The organism is Microbulbifer sp., from assembly GCF_036563125.1.
Classification (GTDB): domain Bacteria; phylum Pseudomonadota; class Gammaproteobacteria; order Pseudomonadales; family Cellvibrionaceae; genus Microbulbifer.
In genome coordinates, this window is sequence record NZ_DATCMV010000143.1 from 1 (window position 1) to 14,065 (window position 14,065).

Here is a 14,065-nt window from a genome sequence, read left to right on the forward strand (position 1 = left end):
CCCATCGTCGCCCTGCTGGCGGAAAACGCGTGGCCCTTCCGCATCCACGCCACCTACGACGAATCCATCGACCGGTTTCTCAGCGTGTTTGAACGGGTGAATGGCAAGACCCCGTTCAAGACCCGCTTCATCATCGACCATGCGGAAACCGTCAGTGAGCGCAATATGGAACGTATAAAGGCGCTGGGTGGCGGTATTGCCACCCAGCACCGGATGGCGTTTCAGGGCGAATATTTTGTCAATCGCTACGGTGCGGACGCGGCAAAAACCACGCCACCCATTGCAAAAATGCTGGCGATGGATCTACCGGTCGGTGCGGGCACCGACGCCACGCGTGTCGCGTCCTACGACCCCTGGACGGCGCTGTACTGGATGACCACCGGAAAAACCGTCGGCGGCTTGTCACTTTATGGCCGCAAAAACATTCTGGATCGCGCCACAGCACTGCGCCTCTGGACCGAAGGTTCCGCCTGGTTCTCCGGGGAAGATAAGGTGAAAGGCTCACTGAGGCCCGGGCAATTCGCCGACCTTGCTGTGCTGTCTCAGGATTACTTCAAGGTTTCGGATGCGGCAATCCGACAGATTGTTGCCGAGCTGACCGTGGTTGGCGGCAATATAGTGTATGCCGCCGGCCCATTCTCCCAGTTCGATCCTCCACTACCGCCCGCTAGCCCCGACTGGAGCCCGGTCAACAGGGAGCCATCGCCGGCAATGCGTCAGGCCAGCGCACCAATGCAATCGCAAGCATTCAGCCGCGCCTGCAGCGACGGATGCGCCAGCGGTTGCGCACTCCACGGACACAATCACCAGATTGCCTGGAACTCCCCGATACCTGTACGCAGCCATCGGGATTTCTGGGGTGTACTTGGATGTTCCTGTTTTGCAGTCTGACCTGTGAAGAGGATTTGTGGCTACCGACGAAGAGCGTAAATCCAGCTCGGGCTGGGCGCCGTTTCACCACATCGCCTTTGCGGTGTTGTGGACCGCAACGGTAATTTCCAATATCGGCACCTGGATGCACGATGTCGCCTCGGGCTGGCTGATGACATCACTCGCACCATCACCGCTGATGGTGGCACTGGTGCAGGCCGCCACCAGTGCGCCGATTTTTCTGTTCGCGCTGGCGGCGGGTGCCCTGGCGGATCTCACCAGCCGTCGCAAACTGCTCATCGTGGTAACGATATTGCTGTCTTGCAATACGCTGGTGCTGGCGAGCCTGGTGTTCGCGGGCAAAGTCACCCCATGGGTACTGTTGCTCTTCACCTTTCTGAACGGCACCGGTGCCGCTTTTGTCGCCCCGGCGTGGCAGGCCATCGTCCCGCAACTGGTACCACGCGAACATCTGCAATCCGCCATCGCCCTGAACGGGGTTGGTATCAATATCAGTCGCGCAATCGGTCCCGCACTGGCAGGCGCTATTATCGCGGCCATCGGGATCGCCTGGCCCTACCTGATCAATGCGGTGAGCTTTCTGGCCGTCATCGCCGCGCTGCTGTGGTGGAAGCCACCAACCCCCACAGCGAGTGACCTCCCCGCCGAGCGTTTCTGGAGTGCCATGCGCGCGGGTCTGCGCTATACACGCGCCAGCCGGGCCATGCGTTCAACATTGATCCGCGCGATCGCTTTCTTCCTGTTTGTCAGCGCCTTCTGGGCACTGCTGCCCCTGGTTGCCCGCCAGGAACTGAACGGCGGGCCACAGCTTTACGGATTCATACTCGGCGCCGTTGGCATCGGTGCGGTAGGTGGTGCCATGTTGCTGCCGAAATTGACCAAACGATTCTCCGCGGAGCATCTGGTGGCGCTGGGCACACTGGGAACTGCGCTGGTACTCGTGGTATTGGCCCTGGTCAAACGCCCGGATGCGGTCATTGCCGCAAGCCTGCTCGCCGGCGCCTGCTGGATCACCGTGCTGTCACGCCTGAACGTGTCTGCGCAGCTCGCCCTGCCCGACTGGGTGCGCGCGCGCGGGCTATCGATATTCATCACGATATTTTTCGGCGCTATGACCCTCGGCAGTATCTTGTGGGGTCAAGTGGCGTCCCATTTGGGAATCCCCATCGCGCAACTGATTGCCGCCGCCGGCGCGGTACTCGCGGCACTGCTCAGCTGGCGCTTCAAATTACTGAGCGGGGATGAGCTGAACCACTCCCCCAGCGGATACTGGCCGCAACCACTGGTGGCCGACGAAATCGCATTGGACCGCGGACCGGTGATGGTGACAGTGGAGTATCAGATAGCGCCGCGGGACACCGCCGCATTTGTGGAGGCCATTCGCGTTTTGAAGGCCTCCAGAGAGCGCCACGGCGCTTACGCCTGGGGACTGTTTGAGGACGTCGCGATTCCAGGCAGGATGCTGGAGTACTTTATTGAAGAATCCTGGGTGGCCCACCTGCGCCACCACCAGAGGACCTCGGTACTCGACAATGAAATTCAGCAGCGCGTTCTCAAGTATCAGAAGCCGGATACGCCACCAATCGTCACCCATATGTTGGCACCCGACCCCGCCAGGCAAGCACCGGCGGATACCACCTGTGGGGACGGCACGTTGAGATGACGCCGCGCCTCCGGCACACACTGGGTTACGGCCGACAAAAAACGATCTGGGTCCCCTTCGCCACCCTGATGCTTGCATCGACGGCGAATACCGCGGCCGCAGATCTTCCGCCTATCCAGAAACTGCGCTTTGACGAGGATTATTCATCCCTCCTCACCGAGCCGCGCTCCAACTGCTGGCCGGAATGCTGGAAGGCGATCCCCCTGCACAACGGCGCCGACGGCTACCTGAATATCGGTGGGGAAATCCGCCAGCGGTACGAATACACAGACAACCCCGTCTTCGGTCAGGCGCCACAGGATCGACACGGGGTTTGGTTCCAGCGCTATGCACTGCTCGGCGACCTTCACTGGAGTCCGCGCATCCGCCTGTTTGCCCAGTTAAACAGCGCGTTGGAATCCGGACGCCGGGACGGCCCGAGTCCGGTGGACGAAAACCAGCTCGAATGGCAAAACCTGTTTGTGGATTTCAACATCCCGACGCCGAACAACGGAACCCTGACCTTGCGGCCTGGCCGGCAGGAGATCGTGCTGGGGTCCGGGCGCCTTGTGGATGTACGCGAGGGCCCGAATGTTCGCCGAACCTTTGACGGCGGCCGCGTATTATTTGCAGATGACCGCTGGCAGCTTGACCTGCTCGCAGTACGCCCGCGCCAAGATCATGCGGGAATTTTCGACGACACCACCAGTGATCGTTATGCCCTGTGGGGCTCCTACGGGACGATCAGGCAGCCGTTTGCAACCGCCGGTCAGCTGGATGTCTACTATCTAGGCTATCGCGATAGCGATGCACTTTATGTACAGGGAGTTGGCCGCGAAGAGCGCCACTCCGTCGGCGCCCGCTATTGGGGAGAGTGCGGGAATTGGCGCTGGAATTGGGAATCACTGTATCAGACGGGCACCTTTGCCAATGGCGATATTTCTGCCTGGACCCTGGCCACCGAGACCGGGTACCGCGTCGAGCAGCACGCCTGGAAACCGGAATTGCGCTTCAGCATCAATATCGCCAGTGGTGACGACAATCCCAATGACCCCGACCTCGGCACATTCAATCCCCTGTTCCCCCGCGGCAATTATTTCTCCGAAGCCGCGGTGTTCGGCCCGCGCAATTTCTACAACTTCCACACGTTCCTGAATCTGCTGCCCAATCCCGACTGGTCTCTCACCGCCGACCTGAATCTTTTCTGGCGCTTAGACACTGCCGACGGGCTCTACAGCCCCAGTGGCCAGATCGTCCGCTACCCGAATGGCAGCACAGCGCATTTCGCCGTCACCGCACTCTCACTTACTGCGGAATACACCGTCACCCGCGGACTGGTGTTAACCGCGATCCACACCTTCGGCAAGCCCGAGGCATTTCTCGAAGAGACCGGAACACACGAATTCCTCAACTTTACCGAACTGACGATGCAGTACCGGTTTTGATCTTCTCCGTTACGCCACCGCCCTATTGATCACGGCCGGCGCGGCGATCCGTTATATAGCAATTCGAAATAATTCCCCGTCAACCCAGTGTTTTAGGCCCCGTTTCACGCCTCTGTTGTCATCCCGACGCCTGCCGATTGGCTAGTCTAAAGTGAGGCGCCAAAACTCTTTGGCACGCCCAGACAATTGTGGATAGGAACCGCGTGAAATTTTCCCCTATCTGGCTGCTCCTTATCAGTGTCACGACGGTCGCTGTGGTTCTGGCAATCCTGCATTACTTTGATCTGGATGACCGCCTGATCGAACTGATGCAATGGATGGATTCCCTCGGCTGGCAGGCGAGTATCTGGTTCATACTGGTCATCGCTATCGCCATCGTATTCCTGTTCCCGGGGGTAATTTTCACCATGGGTGCCGGATTTGTGTTCGGCGTGATCAAGGGGACTATTTACGTAGTGCTTGGAACAACACTAGGTGCGGCAATTGCGTTTCTGATCGCCCGCTACCTGTTCGGCAAACGCACCTCGGCCTGGGTGATGTCGAAAATCAAACCGGACAATCTCGGTGAGATTGTTCGCGATGAAGGTTGGCGCATGATCATGCTCACACGCATGGTGCCGTTGTTTCCGTTCAAATTGACGAACTATTTCTTCGGACTGACACCGTTGAAATTCCGCGACTTCGTCATCGGTACCTTTATCGGCGTAATTCCCATCACCGTGAACAATGTGTATGTGGGTTCCATCGCCGCAGATCTCGCGAGCATCGGCAGCGAGCGCGTAGAGCGCACCCCGATGGAGTGGACCCTGTACGGACTCGGCTTTGTATTCGCGGTTATCGCAATCATCGGCCTGACGCGCATGGCGCGTCGTGCCCTCAAGAAAAAAATTGACGAAGGAGAACTCTGATGCCCTGGATGAAATGGCTTCCCTGGCGGTTCTTCGTACGCAAGTTCGCCACCGCCCACGGCTTTCTCGACCCCCTCGCGGTAATGGCCCGGCTGCAGCGCTTTGCCGAGCCCTCGGAGGTAAGCGAGCCCATCGAACTGCTGCGCGCCGGAGTAATTTTCCACGCCCGCGCGCTGATGAACAGCAAGGTGATCCAGCACAACCTCGACTGGGTGTGGCCCTACTGGATCGAGCGCCAGTTTGACCCGGCGGATGTATCGTTCATACCCCGCGCCTTTTCCATCACCCACTGCAACCTGAGCCATCGCAACTGGACCGCGGTTGGGGTTCCGGGGAGTGAGGAGATGCCCATCGTCGATCCACGCGGGCTGCTCACGCCCCACTACGACGGTTGGTCGATCGACAGCTGGATCATCGGCGATGACGGCGACGATCTGTTCCCTTCCCAGCACAAGCAGGTTACCCAGCGACTGGACCTGACAGATGGCGTGGCGGTAGTGACTGAAGCGCAATCAGACCACGCCACACTCACCAACCGGGTGTGGGCCGAACTTGATGAGAGCAGCAACAATTGCCTGTTGCGGTTACAGGCGCAGCACAACACCGGTGGCTGGCTGGTGGTGGCGCTCAGGCCCTGCAATCCGGAGGGCGTTGCGTTTATCAACAAAGTCACACTCGCCAACGACCGCCACCACTGGCTGATCGATGGCAAGGACCGGATCTATTTCGACCACCCGGTGGAGCGCCACCACGCCTCGGACTACCGCAAGGGCGATATCGCGCTCTATCTGCGCGGCGAAGGCAACGAGAACCACGCGGAATGCGACGTGGGCATGGCGACCGCTGCCGCGCTGTTTCGCCTGGAGCCCGGTAAACCCGTCGACACCCAGGTAAAAATCCCCCAGCACTGCAAGCTGAACGCGAAAAACGCACCGGCGGGCTGGGCGCAAAACCTTGAAGAGCACTGCGCCATGTCGGTTCCCGACCCGCAGATGCAGTTCCTGTACGACGCCGCCGTGCGCACCCTGATCCTCCACTCCCCCTACGACGTCTACCCGGGGCCATATACCTACAAGCGTTTCTGGTTCCGCGATGCGGCGTTCATGATCCAGTCGCTGCTGCACGCGGGGCTGCTGGATCGTGCTGAGCGCGCACTGGAGCGCTTCCCCTCACGGCAGAAGCGCGATGGCTACTTCCACTCCCAGGACGGCGAGTGGGATTCCAACGGCGAAGCGCTGTGGATCATCGACCAGTACTGCCTCATCACCAACAGCAAACTGAAGCCGGAATGGATGGACCCGGTACTGCGCGGCGCCCAGTGGATTCACAACAAACGCATGGAGAAAGACGGCAGCCTTACCGGTGGCCTGTTGCCGGCAGGCTTCAGCGCCGAGCACCTTGGCCCCAACGATTGCTATTTCTGGGACGATTTCTGGGGTATCAGTGGGCAGCTGTCGGCGGTGGCCATCTGTCAGCGCGAAGGGCACCTTGTGGATGCAGACCGGTTCCAGCATCACGCGGACGATTTCATGCTCACGGTGGACGACGCGCTGCAGAAATGCGCCGAGCGCCTGAAGCGCCCGGCGATGCCCGCCTCCCCCAAACGGCGGTTGGACGCCGGCGCCATCGGCTCCATCGCCGCCGGCTATCCGCTCAAACTCTATCCGGAAAACGACCCGCGCCTGCTGGACCTGGCGGAATTCCTGCTGGAAAAGTGCTTTGTGTCCGGCGGCTTCTTCCAGGACATGATCCACTCCGGCATCAATGCCTACCTCACCATTCATGTGGCACAGGTGCTGCTGCGCGCCGGCGATCCGCGCTGTATCGAACTGATGCGCAATGTCGCCAACCTCGCCTCGCCCACCGGGCAGTGGCCGGAAGCCATTCACCCGCACTCCTTCGGCGGCTGCATGGGAGACGGCCAGCACGCGTGGGCCGCGGCCGAGTGGGTTACCATGCAGCGCAACTGTTTTGTACGCGAAGAAGGCGATACCCTGATACTCGCCTCCGGGTTGCCACCGGAGTGGCTGGGGGACACGGCGGCAGAGGCGCCAATCCGCTTCGGGCCCGCCCCCACCCATTTCGGGAGCATCTGGCTGGAGATCATCCCGGGAGAGAAGCCGAAAATCTCCTGGCGAGGAAAATGGCACACCAAGTCGCCGCGCATTGAGGTCCGCGCTTTTGGCTATCGCTGGGAAGTTGCCGAATCACGTGTGAAAACGATGGAGCTGCAGCCCAATTGAATATCGTCATGCTCACCAATACCTACCTGCCCCACGTGGGCGGTGTAGCGCGTTCGGTCGAGGCCTTCTGCCGGGAGTATCGCAAACTCGGCCACAAGGTTCTGGTGGTGGCGCCTGAGTTTGCGGAAAAGATCGACCACGAACTCGATGTGGTGCGCATCCCCGCCATCCAGAATTTCAATGGCAGTGATTTTTCCGTCGCCCTGCCCCTGTCCGGCGAGCTGACAGACAGGCTCGATTTTTTCGAGCCGGACCTGGTGCACTCCCACCACCCGTTTCTGCTCGGCATGACGGCGCTGCGCATCGCCCGCAGTCGCGAGCTGCCACTGATCTTCACCCATCACACCCTGTACGAGCGCTACACCCACTATGTGCCCGCAGACTCGGAGACCCTGAAGCGCTTCGTGATCGAACTCGCCACCCGTTACGGCAACCTCGCGAGCATGGTGTTTGCCCCCAGCGAGAGTGTCGCAGACCTGTTGCGCGAGCGCGGGGTAAAGAAGCCCGTGGTTGTGGTTCCCACCGGGGTACAGCTGGAAAACTACCGCAACGGTGACGGTGCCGCCGCCCGCCAGCAGTACGGCATTCCGGAATCCGCGTTTGTGGTCGGCCATCTGGGGCGCCTGGCGGAAGAGAAGAATCTGGATTTTCTGTCCGAAGCAGTGCTCGAGTTGATGCGCCGCAATGAAAACATCCACTTCCTGGTGGTGGGCTCTGGCCCCCTGCAGCAGCGGATTCAACATCTGTTCGACGCACAAAACCTGGCGCCGCGCCTGCACCTTACCGGCACATTGCAGGGCGAAGCGCAGCGCGATGCGTACAGCGCGATGAATGTATTCGGATTTTCCTCCACCAGTGAAACCCAGGGTATGGTCCTTACCGAAGCCATGGCCGCGGGCGTGCCAGTGGTGGCGCTGGATGCCAGCGGAAGCCGGGAAGTGGTAGAGGACCACATCAACGGCCGCCTGGTTCTCAAACACTGCCCGCGGGAATTCATCGCCGCACTGCAGTGGGTACACGACCTCACGCCCGAGGAATACCAGAACCTGCACCGCGCCGCGCTGCAAACCGCAGAGCGCTTTTCCATGGAAAACTGCGCGGCAACCGCACTGCACCACTACCAATCCCTGGTACACCAGCACTGGCCGCTGGATGATTCGCTCTACGCGCAGTGGATGCGCCTGCGCAATACCATTGGCGCACAGTGGGAAATTCTCGAAGGGGTCACCAGCGCCGCCACCGCAGCACTGGACCCGGATCACGCGCTGAAAAAGTAACGGATAAATAACGCCTGTAGGCGGAGAAATACGCACAGACCCATGATAACCAACATCGAGGCCACCCTGCGCCGCTGGCGCCGCCGGATCAGCCGCAGTGAATGGCTGGCGCGGATGCTCAAGCTCCAGATCAATGAGCGCGACCCGGACGCGCCAGCGCTGGTGTTGATCCAGATCGACGGCCTCGCCCGCCCGCAACTCGACCGCGCACTGGCGGAAGGCAAGATGCCTTTCCTGAAGCGCCTGATCAAACGGGAGCACTACCACCTGGACCATATGTATTCCGGTGTGCCCGCGACCACACCGGCGGTACAGGCGGAAATATTCTACGGCGTAAAAGCGGCGGTGCCCGCATTCGGCTTCATGTCCACCGACTCCCAGGAAATGCTGCGGATGTACGAATCCAATGCAGCTACCAAGGTGGAAAAGAAACTGGCGGACTCAGGCCACGAACCACTGCTGCAGCATGGCAGCTGTTATGTCAGCGTATTTCGCGCCGGTGCCGACAACGACGAGGCGCACTTTTGCCCGGCCGCTCAGGGCTGGGGGCCGACACTGAAAAAGGCTGGCCCGCTAGCGCTGCTGGTATTGCTACTGACCAACATCTGGAGTCTGATCCGCACCGGCGCCCTGCTGTTGCTGGAACTGGTGCTTTCCATTGGGGATTTCCTCCGCGGCCTCACCGATGGCCAGGACTTCCTGCGCGAACTCATGTTCATCCCCACGCGCATCGGCATCACCATCCTGCTGCGTGAGCTTTCCACGGTGGGTGTGAAGATCGACATCGCCCGCGGCCTGCCGGTGATTTACATCAACTTTCTCGGATACGACGAACAGGCCCATCGCCGCGGCCCCAGCTCCAAATTCGCGCACTGGACCCTGAAAGGCATCGACGATGCCATCGCCCGCATCTGGCGCGCGGCGCACCGCTCCTCGCGTCGCCATTACGATGTGTGGATCTACTCCGACCACGGCCAGGAAGACAGCACTCCCTACGAAACCCTGCACGGACGCAGCCTTGCGGACGCGGTGAGCGAGGCGCTGTCAGAGCTGCCGCAAAAGCCCAGCGGCCATCTCGCCAATGGAGATCACGGCATACAGCTGCAGCGTATCCGGCTGTTTGGCGGTCAATGGGTGCAGAAACTCGTTCCGGTGAAAACCCGGGAAAGTCACCGCGAAGGCGAAGCGCCCATGGCGCTCTCGGCCATGGGGCCTATCGCGCTGCTGTACAACATCCACTGCAAGGACACGCCGCCGCAAGAAATCGCGCGACTCATCGTGGAGAAAACCAAGGCCCCAATGGTGCTGTACGAAGATACCGCCAGCTCCGAAACAGGCCCGGATGGAGAAGTGTTGACCAAGGTCCGCGGCTGGTGGCGCGACGGCGCCTTCTCGCTGCCGGAGGACGGCCACCTGGTCTTCGGCGACGAGCACCCGTTTGCGGATGAGGCCATCGAGGACCTGGCCAACCTGTGCCGCCATCCAGATGCCGGCGACTTTGTCATCAGCGGCTGGTGTGCCGGGCACCAGAGTATCTCCTTCGCGATCGAATCCGGCAGCCACGGCGGCGCCGGCCCCAACGAAACCCACGCCTTTGCATTGATGCCCGGCGATATCCCCTCCCCGGCCAGCGGCAAGGGGCACTGGCGCCCGAAAGACATCCGCGATGCGGCACTGCAATTTCTAAACGCGCAACCGGCGCGAAAACTGAAATCCCCGCCGGCGGTAATGGTCGCACCCGCTGCGCACAACAAACACTCACGGCAGGATCAACACGCAGCGATGGGAGCGACCGGTTCTGTATTGGGCCGCGAACACACTAAGACCCTGCGGGTGATGACCTACAACGTACATATCTGTAAGGGCACCGATGACAAGCTGTCGCCGGAGCGTATTGCCCGGGTCATCGCGCGCTATGCCCCGGATATCGTCGCCCTGCAGGAAGTGGATGTGCGGCGCCAGCGCACCGGCGGTATCGACCAGGCCCACCAGATTTCGCGGCTGCTGGCCATGGACTGTCATTTCCAGCCGGCCATGCACCTGGAAGACGAGAAGTACGGCGACGCCATCATGTCCCGCTATCCGGTGCGCCTGATCAAAAAGGGCATTCTCCCGGGACCACCCAAAATTTCCCGCCTGCCCGGGTTCGCCGAGCCGCGCGGCGCACTGTGGATCGAAGTGGACTTTCACGGTACCAAGGTTCAGGTATTCAATACCCACCTCGGGCTCAGCAAGGCAGAACGCCTGCGCCAGGTAGACGCACTCACAGGCGAGGAGTGGATGGGCAGCGCCCAGTGCCCGCGGCCGCGCATACTGGTGGGGGACTTCAACGCCCTGCCCGGCTCCCAGGAAGTAAAACGACTGATGGAAGTGCTCGATGACACCCAGCTTAAACTGCCCGGCCACAAGCCCAAGGGGACCTTCTTCAGCCGGCTACCGAGAGTGCGTATTGACTATGTCTTTGTCGACCGCGAGCTGGAGGTACACGACATTCATGTACCCCGCAGCGAGCTCACCCGTCAGGCGTCAGATCACCTGCCGCTGATTGTCGATCTCAGAATTCCGGTCCCGCCGCAAGGTGGCGACGACCCGGATCAGGAGCAGCAGGCCGGCTGATCCTGTGCGCTAAACAGTGCGCGCACCTGCTCCTCCCGGGAGGTGCGCATACCCGCCGTGCGCCCTTCATCAATGGCGATATCCAGCGGAACTCCCTTTTTCGCGCGGTAGATGGCCCACGCAGTGCCCACACGGTTTCCAGACGCACAGTGCAGCAGCACCGGGCCGGCGGAGGCATCTTCCAGGATTGTGCCCAACTCCGCGATCAGCGCATCCGAGGGCACGCCACCGGCAACTGGCAGATTCACGTAGCGCATGCCCGCCGCTTCCACCGCGGCCTTCTCTTGCGCAGTGCCCTCTTCCGCCGTCCGCAGATCCACAATGGTGCGGAATCCCTTTTCTTTCAGCGACGCCACCTTGGAGAGATCTATACTGCCCCCGGTGGCCAGCTGCGGGCGCAGGCGATTGTAATTTGCGACTTCCGCCCCCATCTTGTCCCCGAAGGGTACTTCAGCGCTCTGAGCAGCAGACTCTGCAGCCACAGCGTTGACTGAAAGCAAAGTGAAAGCGCAGAGCAGCCATACTGACAGACGTTTTGGTAATTTCATTTCCAGCCCTCGATGTTTCGCGCTATTTTGCCCCAATTTTAATAAGATCGTCGAACCAGCTGTCTACTTGAAGGTCCAATACGCTGGCTATATGATCCCGAAAGATTTTACGTTCACTAGCAGGAGACGCTAATGCAGCCGCAAGTTTACTCACAGTCCGGAGCACTGGAACGCTCGGAAGCCACCAAGGTATTGCGTAACACCTACGCACTGCTGGCAATGACTGTCCTCTTCAGCGCAGTCACTGCCGGTGTATCCATGGCCATCGGCATGGGCCGCGGCATGAGCCTGGTCTGCTCCCTGGGCGCACTGGCCCTGATCTGGTTCGTACTGCCGCGCACCGCCAACTCCGCTTCCGGCGTGGGCGTGGTGTTCGCTTTCACCGGCCTGCTGGGTGCCTCCCTCGGCCCGATGCTGAACCACTACCTGGGTCTCGCCGGTGGCGGCCAGATCGTTATGCAGGCTCTGGGCACCACTGCGCTGATCTTCTTCGCGCTGTCCGCCTACGTGCTGACTACCCGTAAAGACTTCAGCTTCATGGGCGGCTTCCTGTTCGTCGGCCTGATTGCCGTCCTGGTATGCGCCATCGGCATGATGATCGCAGGCTTCTTCGGTGTGCACATGCCGCTGGCCAGCGTTGCCCTGAGCGGTGCGATTGCCCTGCTGATGTCCGGTTTCATCCTGTTCGATACCAGCCGTATCGTGAACGGCGGTGAGACCAACTACATCATGGCCACCACCTCCATGTACCTGAACATCCTGAACCTGTTCACCAGCCTGCTGCACATCTTCGGCTTCGCTTCCGACGATTGATCGGCACGCATCGCAGGATCACACAGTGCCCCGCTCTGCGGGGCATTTTTTATTGAGCAGAAGAAGCTTAGCGGTCATGCAATTCACCCTCGTCGTTTACGGCGCGCCCCACGCCAGTGAAGGTGCCGCCACCGCACTGCGCTTTGCGCGCGCCGTGCTGCAGGCCGGCCACGGTATCTACCGGGTGTTTTTCTATGGCGATGGCATCCACAACGGCAGCGCCCTGGCCGCGCCACCGCAGGATGAGCAGGACCTGCTGGCCCAGTGGCAGGAGCTGGAGCAAGCGTATAACCTCGACCTCACCCTATGTATCGCCGCCGCGCAGCGCCGCGGTGTGTTGAGCACGAGCGAAGCCAAGCGCCTGGAAAAACCGGGTTCAAATATGGCCACCGGGTTTGAACTGGCGGGCCTCGGTCAGCTGGCAGAAGCCGCGGCACTCAGCGACCGCGTCGTGACGTTTGGAGGTTGACCCCATGGCACAGGCCAAATCCATTCTCGCCATTTGCCGCCACGCGCCCTACGGCAACAGTCTCGCCCGCGAAGGGCTGGAGGCGGTGCTTGCGTGCGCGGCCATGGACCAGATTCCCGAAGTTCTGCTGATCAACGACGGAGTATTCCTGCTATTGGAGCAGGATGCCCAGCAGATCGGAGAAAAGAACCTGCGTCGCAACCTCACCGCGCTACCCATGTTCGGCGTGGAGACCCTGCACCTGTGCGAGCGCAGCCTGCGGGAGCGCGGCATCGACCCAGCACAACTGAGCCTTCCCGGCGCGGAACTGAAACTGCTGCAGAATCCCGGTGCGTTTATCGCCGGGTTCGACCAGGTACTGAGTTTTTGAAATGACCTTGCATATCGTCAACCAGTCCCCGTTTGCCGGCAGCGCACTCAGCGACTGCCTGAACGCCTTCAATCCCGGCGACGCCCTGCTGCTGATCGAAGACGCCACCTATGGCGCCAATGACCAGCGCCTGGTAAATCTCCCCGCTGGTACCGCGTATTGCCTGGCTGCCGATGCACTGGCGCGCGGTATAAACACACCGGCAACGGTCACTAGCATTGATGACGCACGCTGGGTGGCGCTTTGTACCGAGCACAACCCCATCGTCAGCTGGTTCAGGTAAGGCGCAATGGAAAATCTGGTGATCGACGGACACGAAATCCCGTTGGACAAAGAGGGTTTCCTGCGCAACCTGGACGACTGGAGCCCACAGGTGGCAGAGGCACTGGCGGCGCAGGAAAATATCGCACTGACCGAAGACCACTGGGATGTGATCCGCCTGCTGCAGGATTTTTACCGGGAGTTTGAACTCTCCCCGGCAATGCGCCCGCTGGTCAAATATGTGGGCCAGCACCTGGGCGCAGACAAAGGCCGCAGCATCTTCCTGATGCAGCTGTTCCCGCCGAGCCCGGCGAAGATCGGCAGCAAGATTGCCGGCCTGCCCAAACCCACCAACTGCCTGTAGATCACCGGCAACCGGTCGATCAGCTGCTTACGTGGGCGATCACCCGCCGTTTGCCGCGGTGGTGGCGGTGTTCCCACAGGTAAACCCCCTGCCAGGTTCCGAGCATCAACTGCCCGCTTTTCACCGGGATCGATAGGCTGCTGGCGGTAAGCGCGGCCTTGATGTGCGCCGGCATATCGTCCGCCCCTTCCATGGTGTGCGTGTACAGCGGGTCATTT

The 14,065-nt window shown here is 60.8% G+C and carries 14 protein-coding genes; 12 read left to right on the plus strand and 2 right to left on the minus strand.

Translation table 11 applies throughout. From position 1 onward, the window contains the following. The 7 genes from VIL80_RS12135 to VIL80_RS12165 form a co-directional block, all read left to right on the plus strand. Positions 1-891, plus strand: an 891-nt coding sequence (locus VIL80_RS12135; RefSeq protein ID WP_332036367.1) for an amidohydrolase family protein, incomplete at its 5' end; no start/stop codon positions are given. A 16-nt stretch (positions 892-907) separates the two neighbouring features. Continuing rightward, positions 908-2,554 (plus strand): MFS transporter, encoded by a 1,647-nt coding sequence (locus VIL80_RS12140; RefSeq protein ID WP_332036368.1) that lies wholly within the window; start codon positions 908-910, stop codon positions 2,552-2,554. Continuing rightward, positions 2,551-3,978, plus strand: a complete 1,428-nt coding sequence (locus tag VIL80_RS12145) for an alginate export family protein (RefSeq protein ID WP_332036369.1) — start codon at positions 2,551-2,553, stop codon at positions 3,976-3,978. Before VIL80_RS12140 ends, VIL80_RS12145 begins: the two co-directional genes overlap by 4 nt. 203 nt (positions 3,979-4,181) lie before the next feature. After that, positions 4,182-4,886: a TVP38/TMEM64 family protein gene (locus tag VIL80_RS12150; RefSeq protein WP_332036370.1), complete on the plus strand. Its 705-nt coding sequence runs from the start codon at positions 4,182-4,184 to the stop codon at positions 4,884-4,886. Further along, positions 4,886-7,129: a hypothetical protein gene (locus VIL80_RS12155; RefSeq protein WP_332036371.1), complete on the plus strand. Its 2,244-nt coding sequence runs from the start codon at positions 4,886-4,888 to the stop codon at positions 7,127-7,129. Before VIL80_RS12150 ends, VIL80_RS12155 begins: the two co-directional genes overlap by 1 nt. After that, positions 7,126-8,406 carry a glycosyltransferase gene (locus VIL80_RS12160; protein ID WP_332036372.1) on the plus strand — a complete coding sequence of 427 codons (1,281 nt, stop codon included), beginning with the start codon at positions 7,126-7,128 and terminating at the stop codon, positions 8,404-8,406. The genes VIL80_RS12155 and VIL80_RS12160 overlap by 4 nt, the downstream gene beginning before the upstream one ends. Positions 8,407-8,448: 42 nt before the next feature. Then, entirely contained in the window at positions 8,449-11,022 is a 2,574-nt protein-coding gene (locus VIL80_RS12165) for an endonuclease/exonuclease/phosphatase family protein (RefSeq protein ID WP_332036373.1), read from the plus strand. Here the strand turns inward: VIL80_RS12165 and VIL80_RS12170 are convergent. Then, a complete protein-coding gene (locus VIL80_RS12170) occupies positions 11,001-11,453 on the minus strand; it encodes a protein tyrosine phosphatase family protein (RefSeq protein ID WP_332036374.1) in 453 nt (150 codons plus the stop codon). The two genes, VIL80_RS12165 and VIL80_RS12170, sit on opposite strands and share 22 nt — an antisense overlap. Positions 11,454-11,702: 249 nt before the next feature. Here VIL80_RS12170 and VIL80_RS12175 point away from each other — a divergent pair, with 249 nt between their 5' ends. From VIL80_RS12175 to VIL80_RS12195, 5 genes are all read left to right on the plus strand, one after another. Beyond that, entirely contained in the window at positions 11,703-12,383 is a 681-nt protein-coding gene (locus tag VIL80_RS12175) for a Bax inhibitor-1/YccA family protein (RefSeq protein WP_332036375.1), read from the plus strand. Between the two features lie 76 nt (positions 12,384-12,459). Further along, positions 12,460-12,852, plus strand: a complete 393-nt coding sequence (gene tusD / locus VIL80_RS12180; protein ID WP_332036376.1) for a sulfurtransferase complex subunit TusD — start codon at positions 12,460-12,462, stop codon at positions 12,850-12,852. Positions 12,853-12,856: 4 nt separating this feature from the next. Further along, the gene (tusC, locus tag VIL80_RS12185) at positions 12,857-13,222 is read left to right on the plus strand and encodes a sulfurtransferase complex subunit TusC (RefSeq protein WP_332036377.1); all 366 of its coding nucleotides are present in this window, start codon (positions 12,857-12,859) and stop codon (positions 13,220-13,222) included. A gap of 1 nt (position 13,223) precedes the next feature. Continuing rightward, positions 13,224-13,505, plus strand: coding sequence for a sulfurtransferase complex subunit TusB (gene tusB / locus VIL80_RS12190; protein WP_332036378.1), 282 nt, complete (start codon positions 13,224-13,226; stop codon positions 13,503-13,505). 6 nt (positions 13,506-13,511) lie between these two features. Continuing rightward, positions 13,512-13,847: a TusE/DsrC/DsvC family sulfur relay protein gene (locus VIL80_RS12195; protein WP_332036379.1), complete on the plus strand. Its 336-nt coding sequence runs from the start codon at positions 13,512-13,514 to the stop codon at positions 13,845-13,847. A 19-nt stretch (positions 13,848-13,866) separates the two neighbouring features. On the opposite strand, the gene VIL80_RS12200 is transcribed toward VIL80_RS12195, so the two are convergent. Continuing rightward, on the minus strand, positions 13,867-14,065 hold a 199-nt coding region (locus VIL80_RS12200; RefSeq protein WP_332036380.1), incomplete at its 5' end, for a secondary thiamine-phosphate synthase enzyme YjbQ.

Bases quoted from the DNA above. Each gene is read 5' to 3' on its own strand.
- VIL80_RS12195 (WP_332036379.1), top strand. From the start codon at position 13,512: ATGGAAAATCTGGTGATCGACGGACACGAAATCCCGTTGGACAAAGAG.
- tusD (WP_332036376.1), top strand. From the start codon at position 12,460: ATGCAATTCACCCTCGTCGTTTACGGCGCGCCCCACGCCAGTGAAGGT.
- tusB (WP_332036378.1), top strand. From the start codon at position 13,224: ATGACCTTGCATATCGTCAACCAGTCCCCGTTTGCCGGCAGCGCACTC.
- VIL80_RS12175 (WP_332036375.1), top strand. From the start codon at position 11,703: ATGCAGCCGCAAGTTTACTCACAGTCCGGAGCACTGGAACGCTCGGAA.
- VIL80_RS12165 (WP_332036373.1), top strand. From the start codon at position 8,449: ATGATAACCAACATCGAGGCCACCCTGCGCCGCTGGCGCCGCCGGATC.
- tusC (WP_332036377.1), top strand. From the start codon at position 12,857: ATGGCACAGGCCAAATCCATTCTCGCCATTTGCCGCCACGCGCCCTAC.
- VIL80_RS12170 (WP_332036374.1), bottom strand. From the start codon at position 11,453: ATGGGGGCGGAAGTCGCAAATTACAATCGCCTGCGCCCGCAGCTGGCC.
- VIL80_RS12155 (WP_332036371.1), top strand. From the start codon at position 4,886: ATGCCCTGGATGAAATGGCTTCCCTGGCGGTTCTTCGTACGCAAGTTC.
- VIL80_RS12145 (WP_332036369.1), top strand. From the start codon at position 2,551: ATGACGCCGCGCCTCCGGCACACACTGGGTTACGGCCGACAAAAAACG.